The organism is Campylobacter concisus, assembly GCF_050447445.1.
Lineage (GTDB): Bacteria > Campylobacterota > Campylobacteria > Campylobacterales > Campylobacteraceae > Campylobacter_A > Campylobacter_A concisus_BI.
On record NZ_JALMFW010000001.1, the window covers coordinates 1,213,647 to 1,233,527 of the forward strand.

A 19,881-nucleotide genomic window follows, 5' to 3' on the forward strand; every position below is an offset into this window, starting at 1 on the left:
ATTACGCCTAATTCTACAAAAAAGAATTTTAAAACAAATATAAACAAGGCACTTTAATAGATGAAGTTAGCACTTTTTGGCGGGAGCTTTGATCCGGTTCATTTAGGACACGATAGTATTGTGAAAACGGCACTAAGTGGCCTTGATATCGACAAGCTCATCATCATGCCAACTTTTATAAGTCCCTTTAAGAGCGAATTTTCAGCTCCGCCAGAGCTTCGCCTAAAGTGGATAAGAGAAATTTGGGGCGGCCTAGAGAAGGTCGAGATCTCAGACTATGAGATAAATTTAGCTCGCCCGGTGCCTACGATCGAGACGGTCAAGTATTTGTATGAGAAATTCAAGATAGAAAAATTTTATCTCATAATAGGTGCGGACCACCTAGCTACGCTTGATAAGTGGCATGGCTACGAGGAGCTAAAAAGCTTAGTACAGTTTGTGATCGCCAAGCGCAATCACATAGAAATTCCACAAAATTTACAAAAAATGGATGTGCACGTGGATGTTAGCTCGTCACAGATCAGGCACCAAAAGGGGCTTGATGAGCTGCCTAGCGAGATAAAAGATGAGATTATAAATTTTTACCAAGGATACAAAATGCAGGAAAGATCGATGCAAGAGCGCACCGAAAGTATAGTTAAGGTTTTAGACGCAAAAAAGGCTGAAGAGATACAAGTGTTTGATATGAGTGGAGATGATTATTTTGTAAAAGCCGTAGTTATCGCTACGACTCTTGGCGAGAGGCACGCTTACTCGCTGGCTGAAGATCTAAAAGAGGAGCTTAAACCTCTTGGGGAGAAATTTATAGGTACGGAGAGCTCGCCTGATTGGATCGTGATGGACCTTGGCGACATTTTGATACATCTTTTAAGTCCAGCTTATCGAGCAAAATACAACATCGAAGAGTTTTTACAAAAGCTAAAAACTAGCAAAGAGTCTTAACAAACACAAGCGATGAGCAAATAAGCCATAAAAATATAAAAAATGCTAACAAAAATGGCTTTTTGCCCGTCGCTTTAAATATACTCCTATCTATCCCAAACCCCAAAGCACACATCGCCACGCAAAGGCAAATGCTAGCAGCTAGCTTTAAAATTTGCACCAAATTTTCAGGAAAAAACGGTAGAGATCTAACGCAGATCGCCACTAGGAAAAATAGCGCAAACCATGGTATGCTCTTTAGCTTTGAGCCGCCACTATTTTGGCTTAAATTTAAGAAATTTAGCAAAAATAAAAATGGTACGAGCATGATGACACGAAGCATTTTTATGATAACCGCGGTGCTACTTGCTACGCCGTCAAATGCTGCTGAAGCTGCAACTACATGGGCTACTTCGTGAAGTGAGCCACCAATAAAAAAGCCAGTTTGGTGTGGCGTGAGAGCTAGAAATTTAGCGATGAATGGATAGATAAACATGCCAATCGTCCCAAAAAGCACCACCGTACAAATGGCGATAGCAAGCTTATTTGCGTCAGCTTTTATCTCATTTTGCGTAGCCATAACAGCAGCCGCGCCGCATATGCTAGCCCCTGAGCCAATGAGCACAGCACTATCTTTGCTAAGCCCCAAAAATTTAGCGCCAACCATGGCAAAAGAAAAGGTCGCAAATACTATAAAAGCTGAGTATATCACGCCTAGAGTGCCTACGCTTGCGATCTCGCTAAGGCTTATATTAAAGCCAAAAAGTATGATGCCAAGTCTTAAAATTTGCTTCCCAGCGATCGCTACGACGCCGCTATTTTTTAAAATTTGAGTCTGTTTAGTAAAAAGATTTGCAAAAATGGCGCCTAAAATGATGGAGATGATGAGCGGGCTGGTGTGAAATTTAGCCAAAATCGTGTTTGAGAGCGCAAAAGAAATGGCACAAATCAGCGCCAGAACAAGCACAGCAAGAAATTTATGAGACATATTTTAACCTTAATCTATTTTTTAAAAATGCAATTAGCACGTTTGGGTATAATTAGACGAATTTTATAATGCAAATTTAAAACAAAGATAAAGGGATAGGACTATGATCATCCTTGGTGAAAAATATGCTTTTACCAGCCTAGAACTAGAAAAGCTTAGAAAGAAATTTGGTCAAGTAAATTTTTTATCCCATGAAAATAGCGACGCAAAAGCCTTGCGAAGCGCACTAGAAAATCTCATAAAATCAGGCAATCAAAGGCTGATCGTACTAAATACTGCAAAGCCAGTCGATGGCAAACTAGTGAGATTTCTCACGCTTTTGCAGTTTAAAACGAAGTATAAAAAGATAAAATTTCTAAACGTAGAGAATTTTTTAGAAATTTATCTGCACAAATGTTATATCCCAGAAAATGGCGAAAATCTTAATTTTTTAGATGAGATAAGGCCTTATAGTGCCTTTGATTACGCACTGAAGCGAATGATCGATTATGCTGGCTGCTTAATACTTTTCATCTTGCTTTTTGGCCTAAAATTTTATGTAAAAAGAAAGATAGATGAGCAATCGCCTGGAAGCCTTTACTTTTTACAAAGTAGGGTTGGACTAGATAACAAGGAATTTGAGTGCATAAAATTTCGCTCGATGATGGAAGATGCCGAGAAAGATGGGGTAAAATTTGCTAGTAAAAATGACGAGAGGGTATTTGAGTTTGGCGAATTTATGCGAAAAACTCGTATAGACGAGATGCCACAGTGCATAAATGTCTTTCGAGGGCAAATGCATCTGATAGGGCCAAGGCCTGAGCGAAGGCACTGGATAAATTTCTTTGAAAAAGAGATCCCTTACTACAATGAACGCCACATCGTTCGCCCAGGGATTACCGGCTGGGCGCAGGTAAACTACCCTTATGGCTCAAATACACACGATGCCAAACAAAAGCTCATGTACGATCTTTACTACATCAAACACTGGTCACTTTGGCTGGAGATAAAGATCATAGTAAAAACTATTGCGATTGTATTTGAGAAAAAAGGCATTTAACTTCTCAAAAATATCATAAGTTTGAGATATTTTTAAATAAACCCTTTTTCGAATTTAATTTTGTTGCTTTTAGCCAAAATGAATGCAAATTCTACATCCTATCTTTAGCTGTGATTCCCATTATATTAAATGCTGTTTTTATCGAGATAGCGACAACTGCAAAAATTTTTAGCAAGCTATCTTCGTTTTCATTTCCAACCACACGGTTTTCGTTATAAAATTTATGAAAACTAGCAGCTAGGGACTTCAGATAGTCTGGGATCTTTTGAAGCTGCCTCGAGATAAAAGCATCTTCTAAAATTTCTGGCAATATCAGCGCCTCAAAAAGTAAATTCTTAGCATTTTCATCTAGACATTCAAAGTTTGCATTGATTACATATTGAACATTTTTCCCAGCCTTTGCAAAGATCTGATTTATCCTAGCGTGAGCGTAGTTTATATAAAAGATAGGATTTGAGCTGTCCTCTTTTTTAAGCTCATCTACGTCAAATTCCAAACTACTCGTATTTGCCTTGCTTATAAAGATAAATCTAAGTGCCTCAGCACCGATCTCACTTACGATATCGCTCATTAGCACAGCATTACCAGCACGCTTGCTCATCTTGTATGGCTTACCATCTTTTAGCAGACTAACCATCTGCATAAGTATTACTTCAAGCTTATTTTCATCGTATCCAAGGAAATTTATCGCAGCCTTTAGCCTTGCGATATATCCATGGTGATCTGCACCCCAAATGTTTATGTAGTGGTCGAAATTTTTCTCAAATTTAGCGTTATGATAAATGATGTCACCAGCTAGATATGTTGGCCTGCCGTCATTTCTAACCACAACCCTATCATTATCATCGCCAAGTGTGGTCGAAGCGATATAAGTAGCGCCCTCTTTTTCATACATTTGATTTGAACGTTTTAGCTTGTTTATAGTTGGCTCTAGGCCATCATAAAGAGCTTTCTCGCTAGCCCAGCTCTCTATAAATATCCCAACGTCCGCTAAATCTTTTTTGATAATCTCAAGCACGATATCCTTGCCAAACTCGGCAAGCTCGAGATTTCTGCTCTCGTCATAAAAAATTTCCTTGCCAAATTTCTCATTTGCAAGCTTAGCAATATCTAAAATATAATCCCCGCGGTAGTATTTCTCTGGATAGACAACGCTTTCGTTAAAAAGCTGCTCTTTTGCCGCAAGTGATATCGAAGTGCCAAGTAGGTCGATTTGATTACCAGCATCGTTTATATAGTATTCTGTTGAGATAGCGTAGCCAAGTCTTTTACCAAGTCTTGCCAAAGTATCACCGTAAACTGCGCCTCTAACATGTCCGATGTGAAGCGGTCCAGTTGGATTTGCACTGATGTATTCTATTAAATAGCTATCTTTTTTCGCATCTTCTTTTGCAAAATTTTCGCTATCTAGCAAAATTTGCTTTGAAATTTCATCTAAAAACTCGCTTTTTAGCTTGAAATTTAAGTAGCCATTTACTGTACTAGCTTCAACTATTTTGCTATCACTAAATTTATCAGCAAACTCGCTAGCTATCATGGCTGGTGACTTTCTTAACTCCTTTGCTAGGCTAAAAAGTGGCGTAGCATAGTGGGCTAAATTTTTATCCTTTGGCTTTTCAAGCACAAATTCACGCTCTAAAACCTTTGAAATTTCAGCTTTTATTTTATTTTTCAACTCTAAAACCTATGCGTTTTTAGTTGTTTCTTCTATTTTTTGGCTATCGGCATTCTCTTCTTTATGCTCGACTTTCTCACTTTTTTCAGGTGTTGTATCTTCCATCTCAGCCTTAAAAGTCTTTATGCCTTTGCCTAGTCCTTTTGCAAGTTCTGGGATCTTCTTTGCTCCAAAAAGTAAAACAATAATCGCTAAAACAACTAGCCAATGACCAATACTAAAAGAACCCATTTTTTCTCCTCAATAAATTTTTCAAAATGTTATCATAAATTCCTGAATTTCTAGCAATCTATCCACTCATCAATAACGCGTCTTAAGTCTATTTTCGCGCTTTTTAGCCTCATCGCTCTAAGAATTGATTTTAGGCCCTTATAACTCTTTTCAATGTCATCATTTACCAAAAAATAATCATATTCTAAGATGTGCTCCATCTCACCAACTGCGTTCATTAGGCGATTTTCTATCGTCTCCTCACTATCAGTTCCGCGGTTTTTCAAGCGTTTTTTAAGCTCTTTTTTATTTGCAGTCGTGATAAAAACTGAAGTTATATAGCTTTTAAATTTCTCAAGTGCGATGTGAAAGCCTTGCACGTCAATGTCAAATATAACTATCTTGCCAGCCTCAAGTGCTACCAAAACAGGCTTTAGACTCGTTCCATAATAGTTTTTATGCACCTGCGCCCATTCTAAAAATTCACCCTTTTCTATGCCACTTTTAAATTCATCTTCTTTTATAAAATAGTAATCCACTCCATCGACTTCGCCTTCTCTTTTTGCCCTTGTCGTACTTGAAATAGAAAAATAAAGATCCTTCTCTTCCTTTAAAAGACGGCCCAAAAGCGTACTTTTCCCACTTCCGCTAGGCCCAGAAACTACTAAAATTTGTCCTTGCAACTACTTTTCCTCAAAACTTATATTTATCTTTATGTTCATATCTTTTAGCACATCTCTTAGCGAGCTTTCATTTAACGACTCATGGACATGTTTTGTGATCTTTTTGGTTAGCTCTTCTTTATAGTCAGCATCGATTTTTATTTCATCGCATGAGCTAATTTGTGGTGCATTATTTAATCCAAATACTGCTTGCATCGTATTTTCATCTATTTCTTCAATAGACTCTACATTAAAATTTGGGCTACCCAATATCTCTTCTTTAAAATTTTCTTCCTCAAATACCTCATCTGCCATACCTAGATCTTCTTGTGCAAGGACTTCTTCAGAAATTTCTTCATGATCTTCTTTGGCTGGCTCTTTTTCAAGGTCTATATCTTCATGCAAAGAAATCTCCTCTGCTTCTTTGGTAGATTCTTTATCTATATCTTCCTCTAAATTTTGACTAGCTTCATCTATCAAATTTGCCTCGCTGCTTTCAGGCTCAAAATCTTCATCATTACCAAAATCAGTCTCTAGCTCATCAAAATTTTCACTAGCCTCACTAGCTTCTTCGTTTAGCTCTTTATCCAAAGACTCGATCTCGCTGAGCTCTTTTTTACTTTGGCTTATATCATCTACAAAGTCTTCATTAAGCTCGGCAGTTTCTAAATTTTGAGAATTTTGCTCGACCATTTTATCAAGCTCGTTTTTAGCCTCTTCATCCGCCGAGTCGCTCTCGCCCATATCATCTATCTCATCCACAAGCGAACTAAGCTCATCAAAGTCATCGCTATGCTCTTCTTTTGTCATAGGTGGCTCATTATTTTGTTCTAAGGATTTGTCTATATCTTCTGAATCAGCCATATATTTGCTAGCTATGTCATTTATAATATCATCATCTATGAGTTCAGTGTCTGTTTCATCAAAACTGATATCTTTATCCTTTAAATCCTCGGCCTCTAGTTCACTTAGCTCCTCTTTTAAAAACTCGTCATCTAAAGCCTCGTTATCAAATTTATCTGCCTTATCATCTTCTTTTGCTAAATTTTCAAGACCCATATCAATTTCTGGAAGCTCAAAATTTTCTAAATCATCAAAGTTTTTATTACTTTCGTCAAAGTCATTAAAATTTGCAGACTCATCTAGTCCAAGCTCAAGTTCTTTATCATTGTCAGTATCTTTGTTTTGTTCAAACAAACTAATAAATTCTGTTGGTAAAAAGGGCTTTTCAAGCATAACATCAGCAAAATCTGGCTTTTCACCGCCTCTAGGTGCTAGATACATTATCTTTTGATTTAAATTAACATCACTGCTATCCATATCACTATCGATGATAATATAATCAAATTGATCGCCAACACTATTAACATCGTCAAATTCGCTATATTCTATGCCTAGCTTATTTAAACTTAACGTTATAAGGCGAGAAACTGCGGGGTTTTTGTTTACAAGTGCAACTTTCATAATCCCTCCTTGAAGAGCTTGAGGCTGTATTCTATGATAAATTTCATTGCTATTTACTTAAAAAAATAGTGCTGGCATATCGTTTAAAATCTGTACCATCATATCAGTTATGATTTTTACAATGCCGGCTAAAATAGCTATCAAAACCGAAAAGCCGATACTTACCTTAATAGGATAGCCAACAACTAATAGGTTAAATTGTGGCATGGTTTTCATAAGCATGCCAAAAATAGCATCCGAAAGTATAGAAAGCGCGATAATAGGAAAAGCTAGAACAAATCCAAACATAAAAAGATTACCAAAGAGCTTTAGGGCGTAGCTCATCACACCACTTCTTGGATAAAAATCTCCAAGCGGTATAGCAGAAAGTGAAGTGGAATAAAACTGTAATATTAAATGGTGCCCATCAAGCATCAAAAATGCAAGAAGCGCAATAAAATTTAGAATATTTGCAATCACCGGTGAGTTTGTACCAGTTTGTGGATCAAGCACTGAAGCCATCGAAAAACCCATGATCATAGAGATCTGCTCGCCAGCCATTTGAAGTATGGCAAAAACGATATTTAGCAAAAGTCCAGCGCAAAGTCCGAGTATGGCCTCACTTAAAATTTCCATGATCAAAAAATTTATAGCATGCTCATGGGTGTGTGAGAGCGGAAAAAGCACAATACAAAGAGCAAAAACTAGTAAAGTCTTTACAACCATTGGGATTTGATTGTGAGAATAAAATGGGAAAAAAACAATGAGCCCACTAAGACGTGCAAAAAGGAGCATAAAAGTTATGACTTTATCAGCTCCAAAAAACTCGACTAGCTCCATTATTTTATATTAGCGCCTCGTCCATCTCAGCCGGGATTTCAAGCCCCATGATCTTTAAAACGCTAGGAGCGATATTATTTAGACCGCCGTTTTTTACTTTTTTTACACCATCAGCCATCACAAAACAAAAGACATCATAAGTCGTGTGGTTTGTCAGTAGCTCACCGCTGCTATCGCGCATCTCTTCGCAGTTTCCGTGATCGCTCGTGATGATCATCGCATAGTTTTTCTCTTTTGCTTTAGTGTAAATTTCCCCAAGAGCCGTATCTACTGCCTCTACCGCTTTTATAGCGGCCTCATAGTTGCCAGTGTGTCCCACCATATCGCCATTTGCGAAATTTACCACGATAAAATCTTGCTCGTCATCCATACCTTTTAGCACGGCTTTGCAAACTTCTGCTGCGCTCATCTCTGGCTTTTCATCATAGGTCTTTACCTTTGGACTAGGGATTAGCACCCTCGTTTCGTTGCTGGCTAACTCCTCGACGCCGCCATTAAAGAAAAATGTTACGTGGGCGTATTTTTCAGTCTCAGCCGTGTGAAGCTGCCTTAGCCCAGCAGCTGCTATGACCTCGCTTAGGGTATTTTTTATCTTTTCATTTTTAAATAGCACATCAAATTTAAAATTTGCGTCGTATTCGCTCATAGTAATTAGATTTTTGATAGCAAAAGGTCGCTCAAACTCGCTAAATTTCTCTTCGCCCAGAGCCTGGCAAATTTCTCTTGCTCTATCATTTCTAAAATTTATTACGATCACGCCGTCATCTTCGCCTATGCCTTTAAAGCCATTAAAGCTTACTGGCTTTACAAACTCATCTGTCACGCCCTCATCGTAGCTTTTTTGTAGATATTCGCTAGGCGATAAGCTGCTTAAATTTGCTCCATTTACCAAGCTATCATAGGCCTCTTTTACGCGCTCCCAGCGTTTATCTCTATCCATCGCATAAAATCTCCCACAAACGGTAGCTACCTTAAATTTAGCTTCCAAACTTTTTATAAAATTTATACCACTATTTGGGCTAACGTCGCGTCCATCGGTGATAGCGTGGGCAAAAACCTCGCAGCCATTTTTGCTAGCAAGCTCACACATACCATCAAAATGCTCCATATGTGAGTGTACGCCGCCATCGCTATAAAGCCCTATGACGTGAATTTTTTTGCACTTTTTAAAAAGAGCTTTTAGGGCTTCATTTTCTGCTATCGAGCCATCAGCGAAGCTGCGTGAAATTTTGACCAAATTTTGATACAAAACTCGCCCACTTCCTATACACATATGCCCTACTTCGCTGTTTCCCATCTGCCCTTCAGGTAGCCCCACAGCGTTTCCAGAGGTTTTTATGAGCGAGTTTGGAATTTCTTTAAAAAATTTCTCGTAATTTGGCTTTTTAGCCGCCTCAAATGCGTTAAATTTAGCGCTTTTATTAAATCCAATACCATCAGTTATTATTAAAATAGTTTTTTGACTCATTTTGAAAATTTATCCTTAACTTTAGATAATTTTTAAGGCCATTATACTAAAATTGCTTTTTTTAAAAATAAAGGCTATCATGTTTTACTATATCTATGAAATTTTAAATTTTAATATCTTTCAATACATCACCGTCCGTGCTGGTATCGCTTTTTTCATCGCTTTTGCACTCACAACTTATTTGATGCCCAAATTTATCACTTGGGCAAAGGCAAAAAACGCCGCCCAGCCTATCTACGAGCTTGCCCCACAAACTCACCAAAAAAAGGCCAAAACGCCGACTATGGGCGGACTTGTCTTTGTCTTCACAGCCGTACTTTCCACGGTAATTTGCGCAAGGCTTGATAACGCATTTGTCTTAATATCTCTCTTTTGCCTAGTTTGCTTTACACTGCTTGGCTACAAGGACGATTATAGTAAAATTTTAGGAGCAAAAAATCACGCCGGCCTAAGCCCAAAAGCAAAGCTCTTTTTTCAGTTTTTAATAGCCTTTGTAATTTCTGTTTTTTTATATGCAAGCCACGAGCTTAGCACCGAGTTTTATCTACCTTTTTTTAAGCAACCTATTTTAGATTTAAAAATTTTTGCCATTTTCTTTTGGACACTGGTCATAGTCGCTGCTTCAAATTCAGTAAATTTAACAGACGGGCTTGACGGGCTAGCTACTGTGCCATCTATATTTTCGCTTCTGACACTTGGCGTTTTTGCTTATATCTGCGGACACGCTGTCTTTAGCTCATATTTACTCTTGCCAAAGATCATAGGCGTTGGTGAAAGCGTTGTTGTCTCTTCAGCCCTAATTGGCTCATTGATGGGCTTTTTATGGTTTAACTGCCATCCAGCCGAAGTCTTTATGGGCGATAGCGGTAGCTTAAGCGTTGGAGCATATATCGGTTTTATGGGCGTTGCGACCAAAAATGAAATCTTACTCATCATCATTGGCCTCATCTTTGTCGTTGAAACCCTAAGCGTCATTCTGCAGGTAGGCAGCTTTAAAATTTTTAAACGCAGAATTTTTCTTATGGCGCCTATACATCATCATTTTGAGATAAAAGGCTGGGCGGAAAATAAGATCATCGTTCGCTTCTGGATCATCGCGCTTTTAGCAAATCTAATCGCATTAACTGCGCTAAAGATCAGATAAGGAAAGCCATGAGAAAATCGCTATTTGGCTACGGTGGTACGATAAAGGCTATCGCTAAAAATTTCACAAAAGACGGTCTTTGGGATATCTATGATGATAAATTTAGTGAAATTTCAAAAGATGAGTTTGGCAATGCTCTTTTGCCAGTTAGTGAATTTGATCCAGCAAAAAGCAGCCTAGAGATACCAAGCCCAGGCATTCCGCCTTATCATGAGCTTATTAAAAAAGCTAAGAATTTAGTTAGCGAGTATGACTATTTTTATGAAATTTATAAAGAAAATCTGCCATTTAATATCTGGATAAGTGGCACAAACGGTAAGACTACGACCACAAAGATGACGCAGCACCTACTAGAGAGCAAGGGCTCGGTAATGGGCGGTAATGTTGGTATCGCACTAGCAAATTTAGATCCGCACGCTAAAATTTGGATACTTGAGACTAGCTCATTTACACTTCACTACACAAATCACGCTACACCAGGCATTTACGTGCTTTTGCCGATCACTCCAGATCATCTAAGCTGGCATGGCGATATGAGCGAATACGAAAAGGCTAAGCTAAAGCCGCTTGCTAGCATGAGCGAAAGTAGCGTGGCGATCGTGCCTGAAATTTACGCCAACACACCAACAAAGGCAAAAGTGATCGCTTACAAAGACGAGAGCGATCTGGCTAAATTTTGTGGCGTAAGCGTAGATGATATAAATTTCAAAACGCCATTTTTGCTTGATGCACTGCTAGCACTTGCAGTGGAGAAAATTTTATTTGACCGCTGCGATGTCGCACTTTTAAATACCTTCGTCATCGAGGCAAACAAGCTTGAAGAATTTAGCGATAAAAATGGCAGAATCTGGGTCAATGACACAAAAGCGACTAACATAGATGCGAGCATACAAGCCGTAAAACGCTACAAAGATCATTTCATATATCTAATACTTGGTGGCGATGATAAGGGTGTTGATATGACGCCACTTTTTGAAGGCTTAAAGAGTTTAAGAGTAAAAATTTACGCCATTGGCTCAAATAGTGACAAACTTATGAAATTAGCGACTAAATTTGGCATACCGGCTTTAAAATGCGATTTTTTACAAAATGCCGTAAATGAGATAAATAAAGAGCTAAAGACCAGCGAGATAGCGCTTCTAAGCCCGGCAGCTGCGAGCCTTGATCAGTTTAAGAGCTATGCCGAGCGAGGCGATAAATTTAAAGAGTTTATAAAGGCGCTTTAAAATTTACAAGCCCTTTTAAGTAGCCTTGTCAAAAATAAAAACATGTAAATTTATGTTTTTGACACAAATTTTTACTATAAAGTTTTATTGTTGAATACTTTTTAAGTTTGTGCTAATATTTAGCAAAAATTTCCAAGGAAGTTTAATGCCTCTAACGCCCAGAAATGATGTAAATTTTAAAAGAAATTTAATAGATATCATAAAATTTTCATATGACAATGACATAAGTAGGCCATTTATATCTAACAACAAACTACTCATTGGATATGGCTTTAGTATAAAAGATGATATAGAACTTATTTGTACTCAAATTTATAAAAATAACAAAGATAAAGTCATAAAAGATATCAAGCGAACTATCACTAACACCACGAGTACGACTACCATAGAAAAGATAGATACAGATGAACTTTTTAAAAAGATAAATGATGCCGCAAAAGGGGCTTATGCAAAGTCTGGAGGTGCCGATACTTTGCCTGAGTTTGAATTTAGCTCGGAAGATCAGCTAAATGCCATCTTGGAGCAAAAGCTTACGCCGCTAATCCAAGAGATAAATCAAAAATTAAACAACTCTCCGCTTAAAAATTTACAAGCCGTTTCACTTACTTCCGATACGCAAAATGGTCAAATTTCAAGAGAGCATATCGCGCTTTTAGCACTTCTTTATATCAGCAAGAAAAGTAATATTGATCCATCCCTAGCAAGCCATATCAAAAGCAAAAATCGTTTTAAGGCCTGGTTTTGGCTAGCATATGAGAGCTTTAGTGATGAGGCAAGCAATAAAATATCTCTTTTGCGAGAAAAAATTTCAAATCAGCTTGGGCTTTATGAAAGCGATGAACAAAATGTTAATTTTGCCGAGTGCATAGATGTTTTTAGCCATTTAAATATATCCAAAGCAAAATATAAATCAAAAAATCAAAACAATAAAGAGATCATCCAAAACGTCACTCATTTAGAATTTATGAAGCTTCAAGAAAATGAGTCAAATTTAAATGCATCAGATGCATCAAAATGTGAGGCTTTATTTCAGCCATTTGTTACAAAGATAAATTCTTTATTAAGCACTCAAAGTACAAAGACCTTTAGCCTTGAAAACATATACTGCGTAAATTTAATCAGCTCAAATGCTTCAAACACTTCAAGAATAAATAAGCTCTTAAGGCAAAGAGAGGAGGAATTTTACAAACAAGAAAATATACTCTTACTATGTCCAAGGAAGATGACAACTCCCATTAGAGTCTTTCAACCTAAAAAGAGCGAATTTACCGTTGTGCTAGCTAGTCAGACTCCATTTGATTGCAGTGAGCTAAATCCAAAAGAGCTAAATTCTAGTAGGCCAAACTATGGCAAGGTAAATTTATGTGAGCTAATACTTACTGACTTTAAATTTGACTCTTATGAAGATAGTAAAAATGAAGAGATAAAATTTAAAAATACAAAGAGCAAAGATACGGTAATACTCTATCAAGAAAACAAAAATGAAGAAGATAAGATAAATGGTGCTACCTTTACTAGCATAAAGCAAAATAGTGATGATATAGAGTATAAACTAGAAGATGACGCTATAAGTATGAAGTACTTTGAAGACCAAACGTCTAACAACAAACACCTAAATTTCTCTTTATTAAATTTCGCCAAAGAGAATAACTTTACCCTAAGAGATGATAAAGACTCAGCTATGTTTGATATAAAGCTTCGTCTAGCTCATGGCAACAATATAGTACCTACATCAGCATCAAGTTCAGGTCTTACTCTTACAATAAATAATCTCATCATTGAAAACGAAGATGGCAAGGTAAGTGAAGATATAGATAAGATATATCTTCATCACTGCTTTGATAAAAGTATATATGAGAGTATATCTTTAGTAAAAAATGAAGACTCAGATATCAAAAACTCATATACAGCTACATTTAATATCCCAATAGATAAAGAGAATAAAGGAGATACTAAATTTATACTTTATTCAAGTGATCTAAGTAAAGTTTATAGCACTAAAGATATTCATGCTCACACTGATACAGCTGTAATATCTTTAGGATATCAAGATAAGAGTAACTCTAACTTTTGCTATAGCAATAAGGTCTCGTTAAGAGATATAGCAGATCATATAACAAATGTAATCTCTGATAGTGAGTATCCATTTAAGACAAATGAGCCAATATGCTTAAAAGCTATATATAAACAAGAAAAAGGTAGTAAGAGATATAAAGAGATACTTTGGGGTTATAAGGTAATAAAAAGTAAAGAGTATGATGAGCTATCCAAATCAAATCCAAAAGATGTAGTAGGCTTAAAAGATCAAAAGGGCAAAGAGATAACATTTAAAATTTCAGATGTTATACAAAAAGATGATCTAGATAAGCTAAAGCAAGGTAGTCATACTATAGTATTTTTCGCATATCTTGAAGGTGATAAGGATAAATTTAAGTTTTATACAAGATATGGCAAAAATCATATAAGAATAGATATAAAGATACCTTTATATATTAAATTTAAAGATGATAAGCTAGTTATATATGAGTTTGAGCATGCTATAAAAGAGAAGAGCTTTGATGCTAAATTAAAGCTTAGTGATAATAAAGACGATGCTTTAATAAAAAATGATAATTACTTATATATAAATAAAAATATCTCATCAAATGAGATAAATATCTATGAAGACGACAAGCTAAGCAAAGAGCTAAAAAGTGATGAGAATACAAATAAGAGATATCAAATTTATGCAAAAGAAGAGAGCTCTAATAATCAGTCTAATGAAGATAAAGATGATAAGCTTGGTATAAATTTATTAAATAAAGAGAATATGGATAAATTTATTAACTCTTTTAATGAATCAAAGAGTTTAACTAGAGTAAATAAAGGTATGTGGGAAGATGGAGATGAGGGGGTTGGGGTTTTAATAGATATAAAAGACTATCCTTTTACGCTAAGTATGTTAAAACGGGTATTTACCGATATAAAAAAAGATCAAGAATATATCTTACAAGAGATGGTAGATGAGCTAAACAGAAGAGACACGGACGGAGTACAGATGTATGTAAAATATAAGCTTGATACCAGACATAGATTAGAGCATTTTTTTGGACAAGCTTATAAAGAGGTTGGAGGAAATAAACTTCAACTAAGCGAGAATATATTATATAAAAACGCAGATAGACTCAGAACTGTTTTTAGAAGCAAATTTAAAGAAAATCCAAATAAAGCGGACGAACTTATTGCTATTGAAGAAGAGGATAGACCTAAAGCCATAGCTAACTATGTTTATAGCGATAAAAATGGCAATCAAGGCGGAGATGATGGTTGGAATTTCATAGGCAGGGGCTTTTTTCATTTAACTGGGAGAAGCGGCTACTCAAATTTCAATAACTATATTAATAAAAATTTTAATACTGAAGATAATATAGTAGAAAATCCAACTTTAGTAGCCGGATATGGAAAGTACGCGATAATGAGTGCTGCATGGTTTTGGCTTTCTAATAATCTGCATAAAATAGCAGATGAGAGTAAAAATGACTCAAATAATGAAAATGTAGTAGATAAAATAACTTATGTTATTAATAGGGGGACCGACAACCAAAGCAAAAGAGATAGAAAAGAAAATTACACAAGGATTAGAAATGCTGAAATTTTTCAAATTTTTAAATAGTGCATTTTTATTAATATTATTGCTGGCTTGCAATGGTATGGGAAAAGATGAAATACCAAATTTTAAATACAAAGACGCATCTAACTATTATTTTAAAATAGGCAGCGATAGCTATTCTGTAAAGATTTTACGTGATTATAACGACGACAATCTAGGTCGTGCAATAGACATAAAAGAGTGCGCCATTATTTACAAAGACAAGATAAAAAAATGGCGTTTCTGTTATAACGATATGTCTATGTGGAGCGTTACAGCTAATGGCGATATAGTTGAGTTTAAAGGCGGAACTCAAGACAGAGACGGAAACATAGTAGATTTTTATATACTTTTTAAAAATTTAGCCTCGGAATTTTATTTGTATGAGTACACTTGGAAATTTGGATATATAGATGAAACTGCAAACGATGAAAAAATTAATAAAGTAGAAAATTACTACGCAGATCATGGTAAAAAGAATAGACTTTATATAAATCAAATCACTTCAAAAATTCTTAATGACATGAGAAAAAACTTTTATAAAAATAAGTAGTAATTAGGTAATTTGAGTAACGCTTTTTAAAAGTAAATATATTTAAATAAGTAGAATATTGTGATGAAATTTAAAATTATATTGCTAGCCCTGATTGCTAGTTTAAATTTAAGCACTTTTGAGCCTTTAAGCCCTGAAAATGCTATCAATAAATTTAGTAATGATTTTTACCAACTAAATGATTATGATTCAAGCCCTTGGAGGGATTACGGCACAAAGAGCAAACCAAGCTTTGCTTGCTATGACTCCAAAGGCAAATATAAATTTAAAAAATATTCTTTGGAAGACTTTATATGCCAGTCAGACTATAATTCTTTTAGAGATAACTATTTTAGCGATCTTTATAATCTAATCATAAAAGAAAATCCCAAGCTAAAAGATAAAGCTCATAAGATAGCTAGAGAAAGGATAAAAGATAGTAAAAAAGAGTGCATTAGATACTCAAAAAAAGAGTATGACTATAGCTTTATCACAAGGTCAGCATTTTTTGTATCTGAAAGTATCTATTGTGTAAAGAATTTCTATAGAGAGTATACTGCCAAGCTAGCTTTAATACTTTATGAAAATGATAAAGAGCTTTTTAAAAGAATTTATGGCAAAGATTATGAGAAATTTAAGGAGGTTTTTGAAGACACCTTAAAGTATGTACCAATAGAAAATAGTAGCGCACCAAGAGATGCAAAAAGAGCTGAAATAAATAACGAATTTTTGCAAAAGTACAAAATTTACCACTATGGTGCCGATTATCCACAGATAGATGACCTATTATATATTGTGCTCGTGCAATACTCCCTAATAGACAAAAATGGTCATTTAGTTTTACCAGAGAATAGAAAAGAGGAGTAGTGTGCCTACTTCTCATCACTTCAAACTCCCCTCGTCTAACAACAAACACCTAAATTTCTCTTTATTAAATTTCGCCAAAGAGAATAACTTTACCCTAAGAGATGATAAAGACTCAGCTATGTTTGATATAAAGCTTCGTCTAGCTCATGGCAACAATATAGTACCTACATCAGCATCAAGTTCAGGTCTTACTCTTACAATAAATAATCTCATCATTGAAAACGAAGATGGCAAGGTAAGTGAAGATATAGATAAGATATATCTTCATCACTGCTTTGATAAAAGTATATATGAGAGTATATCTTTAGTAAAAAATGAAGACTCAGATATCAAAAACTCATATACAGCTACATTTAATATCCCAATAGATAAAGAGAATAAAGGAGATACTAAATTTATACTTTATTCAAGTGATCTAAGTAAAGTTTATAGCACTAAAGATATTCATGCTCACACTGATACAGCTGTAATATCTTTAGGATATCAAGATAAGAGTAACTCTAACTTTTGCTATAGCAATAAGGTCTCGTTAAGAGATATAGCAGATCATATAACAAATGTAATCTCTGATAGTGAGTATCCATTTAAGACAAATGAGCCAATATGCTTAAAAGCTATATATAAACAAGAAAAAGGTAGTAAGAGATATAAAGAGATACTTTGGGGTTATAAGGTAATAAAAAGTAAAGAGTATGATGAGCTATCCAAATCAAATCCAAAAGATGTAGTAGGCTTAAAAGATCAAAAGGGCAAAGAGATAACATTTAAAATTTCAGATGTTATACAAAAAGATGATCTAGATAAGCTAAAGCAAGGTAGTCATACTATAGTATTTTTCGCATATCTTGAAGGTGATAAGGATAAATTTAAGTTTTATACAAGATATGGCAAAAATCATATAAGAATAGATATAAAGATACCTTTATATATTAAATTTAAAGATGATAAGCTAGTTATATATGAGTTTGAGCATGCTATAAAAGAGAAGAGCTTTGATGCTAAATTAAAGCTTAGTGATAATAAAGACGATGCTTTAATAAAAAATGATAATTACTTATATATAAATAAAAATATCTCATCAAATGAGATAAATATCTATGAAGACGACAAGCTAAGCAAAGAGCTAAAAAGTGATGAGAATACAAATAAGAGATATCAAATTTATGCAAAAGAAGAGAGCTCTAATAATCAGTCTAATGAAGATAAAGATGATAAGCTTGGTATAAATTTATTAAATAAAGAGAATATGGATAAATTTATTAACTCTTTTAATGAATCAAAGAGTTTAACTAGAGTAAATAAAGGTATGTGGGAAGATGGAGATGAGGGGGTTGGGGTTGATGTCAATAATAAGATATACAACATATTAATCGAGGGAACAATGGAAAATAGTAAAATGGGAAATGGACTTTTATATTTAAAAGAAAATGATGACATTATACTGTCCATTACAATGGTAGCTGGTGGATTTGGAAGCGGTGCTCCACAAAATGGAGAATATACAGTTGATACATATAGAAACAGAAGAAAAGACAAAGATTATAATCCTGGTATGAATATTCATGGAGTAGGTTTTAGTTTTAACCTAAATCCACAATTTAAAACTGAAAGATCACTTCTAAGAATTCATCCAGATGGTAACAACAAAGGAACACTTGGTTGTATTGGAGTTACTGGCACCCAAAAAGAGCTTTTGGAGTTTGAAGAAATTATGAAAAATTTATTAAAACACAAAAAGAGTATTCATGCTACTATTAATATAAAAAATAATCCAAATAACTCTAAGCCTCCAAAAAAAATTATAGTAAAGGAATAACATGATACGACATTTTTTAATACTATCTCTAATTTTAGGTTTTCTAAATTTAACAGCCAGTGAAAATTTGCCGCACACAACAAGCATAGACAAAATCAAAGTAGGTAAAATTTTACCTACAAGTAATTTATCATCTAAAAAAATTAAATATTTCTTAGATGGCGAAAAGGCAAGCTTCATAAATTTGTATGATACTTCCATAAAATCAAAGAGAATTTACCTTGTCTTGTTTCGTTTTTCTCTTTTGATTTTATAAAATTTCCATAAGCCCCTGCTTCATAAAAAAGTGTTTTACACTGTTCTTAAGATTTAGGGCTTATGGGTTAATGTTTCGATTAAAAATCTTAGTGCTTGACACTGAATACAAGAAAGAAACATAACCTAAATTTTATTCAGGAGTATCAAAAAATGAAAAAAGCGTTTTTTTGTGGTGTTGATGTTTCTAAAGATAAAATCGACGTTTGTTTTTTAACTTCTATCACGAGTGAGAAAGCTAAATTTGAAACATTGCCTAATAACTATGAGCTTATCAAAGTTTATTTTAATAGTTTTAAAAATGATGAAATTTTAGTTGTTTTTGAAGCAACTTCAAACTATCATTTGGCACTTCAAAGGGCTTTATCTGATTTAGGTATTAGATATTGTGTTACAAACCCCTATAAATCATCTTTATTTTTAAAGCATCTTAGCACTATAAAAACTGATACAAGCGATAGTTATGGCTTGGCTGTTTATGCTAGGACTTTTAAAAGTGAGATTGCACCTGATAAATATAATACCGAGTATTTAGAGATAAAAAGTTACAATTCAGCCTTAAATTTGCTCCAAAAAATAAATACTCAACTTAAAAATTTTAAAAGCTCTCAAAAAACTTTAAATAATAAAGTAATTGATGACGTTATCGCAAATCTTATAAAAGAGATTGCAAAACTTCAAGCTATGCTTCAAAAACTAGCTTTTGATCTTGTTAAAAAAGCTATTCCAGAAACAGAAGAGATCATTAAAGAAAATAAAGGCTTCGGCATTGATCTCGCTTTAAATTTATTTCCACAATTACACTTTAATAGGGATAAATCTGAAAAACAATTTATAAGCTTTATTGGTCTTAGTCCTAGAATTTTTCAAAGTGGCTCAAGCGTTCATAAAAGCCAGAAGATAAATAAAATGGGTAATTCTAATATAAGGCGTATTCTTTTTATGACTGCATTATGTGCAATTCGTTTTAACGCTAAATTTAAAACACGCTATGAGCGTTTGCTAGCTAATGGTAAAAAGAAAATGGTTGCTGTCGTTGCTGTTATGTGTGCGATAGTTCGCTATTTAAAAAGCTTATTTCCCTTTAACGTTCAAGCAAAGGCTTTTTAATGCGTCCAGCTTATATCGAAATTTTAAAAGCTGTTTGCAAAGTTTTACAAAAACAAA

General features: G+C 34.7%; 17 protein-coding genes. 10 read left to right on the forward strand and 7 right to left on the reverse strand.

Annotated elements, in window-relative coordinates:
• Nucleotides 1–60: 60 nt before the first annotated feature.
• Nucleotides 61–942: a nicotinate (nicotinamide) nucleotide adenylyltransferase gene (gene nadD, locus MTT30_RS06230; protein ID WP_429801365.1), complete on the forward strand. Its 882-nt coding sequence runs from the start codon at nucleotides 61–63 to the stop codon at nucleotides 940–942.
• On the opposite strand, the gene MTT30_RS06235 is transcribed toward nadD, so the two are convergent.
• A complete protein-coding gene (locus tag MTT30_RS06235; RefSeq protein WP_429801366.1) occupies nucleotides 926–1,909 on the reverse strand; it encodes a YeiH family protein in 984 nt (327 codons plus the stop codon). The two genes, nadD and MTT30_RS06235, sit on opposite strands and share 17 nt — an antisense overlap.
• Before the next feature lie 103 nt (nucleotides 1,910–2,012).
• Here MTT30_RS06235 and MTT30_RS06240 point away from each other — a divergent pair, with 103 nt between their 5' ends.
• Nucleotides 2,013–2,948 (forward strand): sugar transferase, encoded by a 936-nt coding sequence (locus MTT30_RS06240; RefSeq protein WP_429801367.1) that lies wholly within the window; start codon nucleotides 2,013–2,015, stop codon nucleotides 2,946–2,948.
• Nucleotides 2,949–3,039: 91 nt separating this feature from the next.
• Here the strand turns inward: MTT30_RS06240 and argS are convergent, their stop codons facing one another.
• Genes argS through gpmI form a run of 6 tightly spaced genes read right to left on the reverse strand, consistent with a single transcriptional unit; the run spans nucleotide 3,040 to nucleotide 9,246 of the window.
• Nucleotides 3,040–4,623: an arginine--tRNA ligase gene (gene argS, locus MTT30_RS06245; protein WP_429801368.1), complete on the reverse strand. Its 1,584-nt coding sequence runs from the start codon at nucleotides 4,621–4,623 to the stop codon at nucleotides 3,040–3,042.
• 9 nt (nucleotides 4,624–4,632) lie between these two features.
• Complete coding sequence (gene tatA, locus MTT30_RS06250; RefSeq protein ID WP_021091616.1) at nucleotides 4,633–4,854, reverse strand: twin-arginine translocase TatA/TatE family subunit; 222 nt, start codon at nucleotides 4,852–4,854, stop codon at nucleotides 4,633–4,635.
• Nucleotides 4,855–4,904: 50 nt separating this feature from the next.
• Entirely contained in the window at nucleotides 4,905–5,516 is a 612-nt protein-coding gene (gmk, locus tag MTT30_RS06255; protein WP_429801369.1) for a guanylate kinase, read from the reverse strand.
• Nucleotides 5,517–6,959 (reverse strand): Highly acidic protein, encoded by a 1,443-nt coding sequence (locus MTT30_RS06260; protein WP_429801370.1) that lies wholly within the window; start codon nucleotides 6,957–6,959, stop codon nucleotides 5,517–5,519.
• A 57-nt stretch (nucleotides 6,960–7,016) separates the two neighbouring features.
• The gene (fliR, locus tag MTT30_RS06265) at nucleotides 7,017–7,778 is read right to left on the reverse strand and encodes a flagellar biosynthetic protein FliR (RefSeq protein ID WP_429801371.1); all 762 of its coding nucleotides are present in this window, start codon (nucleotides 7,776–7,778) and stop codon (nucleotides 7,017–7,019) included.
• A 4-nt stretch (nucleotides 7,779–7,782) separates the two neighbouring features.
• On the reverse strand, nucleotides 7,783–9,246 hold the full coding sequence (gene gpmI, locus MTT30_RS06270; protein ID WP_429801372.1) for a 2,3-bisphosphoglycerate-independent phosphoglycerate mutase: 1,464 nt from the start codon (nucleotides 9,244–9,246) through the stop codon (nucleotides 7,783–7,785).
• 79 nt (nucleotides 9,247–9,325) lie between these two features.
• On the opposite strand from gpmI, the gene mraY reads away from it, so the two are divergent.
• From mraY to MTT30_RS06310, 8 genes are all read left to right on the forward strand, one after another.
• Nucleotides 9,326–10,390 (forward strand): phospho-N-acetylmuramoyl-pentapeptide-transferase, encoded by a 1,065-nt coding sequence (gene mraY, locus MTT30_RS06275; RefSeq protein WP_429801373.1) that lies wholly within the window; start codon nucleotides 9,326–9,328, stop codon nucleotides 10,388–10,390.
• An 8-nt stretch (nucleotides 10,391–10,398) separates the two neighbouring features.
• Nucleotides 10,399–11,616, forward strand: coding sequence for a UDP-N-acetylmuramoyl-L-alanine--D-glutamate ligase (gene murD / locus MTT30_RS06280; RefSeq protein ID WP_429801374.1), 1,218 nt, complete (start codon nucleotides 10,399–10,401; stop codon nucleotides 11,614–11,616).
• Between the two features lie 145 nt (nucleotides 11,617–11,761).
• Nucleotides 11,762–15,268 (forward strand): glycoside hydrolase family 19 protein, encoded by a 3,507-nt coding sequence (locus MTT30_RS06285; protein ID WP_429801375.1) that lies wholly within the window; start codon nucleotides 11,762–11,764, stop codon nucleotides 15,266–15,268.
• Complete coding sequence (locus MTT30_RS06290) at nucleotides 15,240–15,797, forward strand: hypothetical protein (protein WP_429801376.1); 558 nt, start codon at nucleotides 15,240–15,242, stop codon at nucleotides 15,795–15,797. Before MTT30_RS06285 ends, MTT30_RS06290 begins: the two co-directional genes overlap by 29 nt.
• A 63-nt stretch (nucleotides 15,798–15,860) precedes the next feature.
• Nucleotides 15,861–16,643, forward strand: coding sequence for a hypothetical protein (locus MTT30_RS06295; RefSeq protein WP_429801377.1), 783 nt, complete (start codon nucleotides 15,861–15,863; stop codon nucleotides 16,641–16,643).
• Between the two features lies 1 nt (nucleotide 16,644).
• On the forward strand, nucleotides 16,645–18,459 hold the full coding sequence (locus tag MTT30_RS06300) for a hypothetical protein (protein WP_429801378.1): 1,815 nt from the start codon (nucleotides 16,645–16,647) through the stop codon (nucleotides 18,457–18,459).
• 1 nt (nucleotide 18,460) lies between these two features.
• On the forward strand, nucleotides 18,461–18,715 hold the full coding sequence (locus MTT30_RS06305) for a hypothetical protein (RefSeq protein WP_429801379.1): 255 nt from the start codon (nucleotides 18,461–18,463) through the stop codon (nucleotides 18,713–18,715).
• A 152-nt stretch (nucleotides 18,716–18,867) separates the two neighbouring features.
• Entirely contained in the window at nucleotides 18,868–19,824 is a 957-nt protein-coding gene (locus MTT30_RS06310) for an IS110 family transposase (RefSeq protein WP_429801380.1), read from the forward strand.
• Nucleotides 19,825–19,881 lie beyond the last annotated feature (57 nt).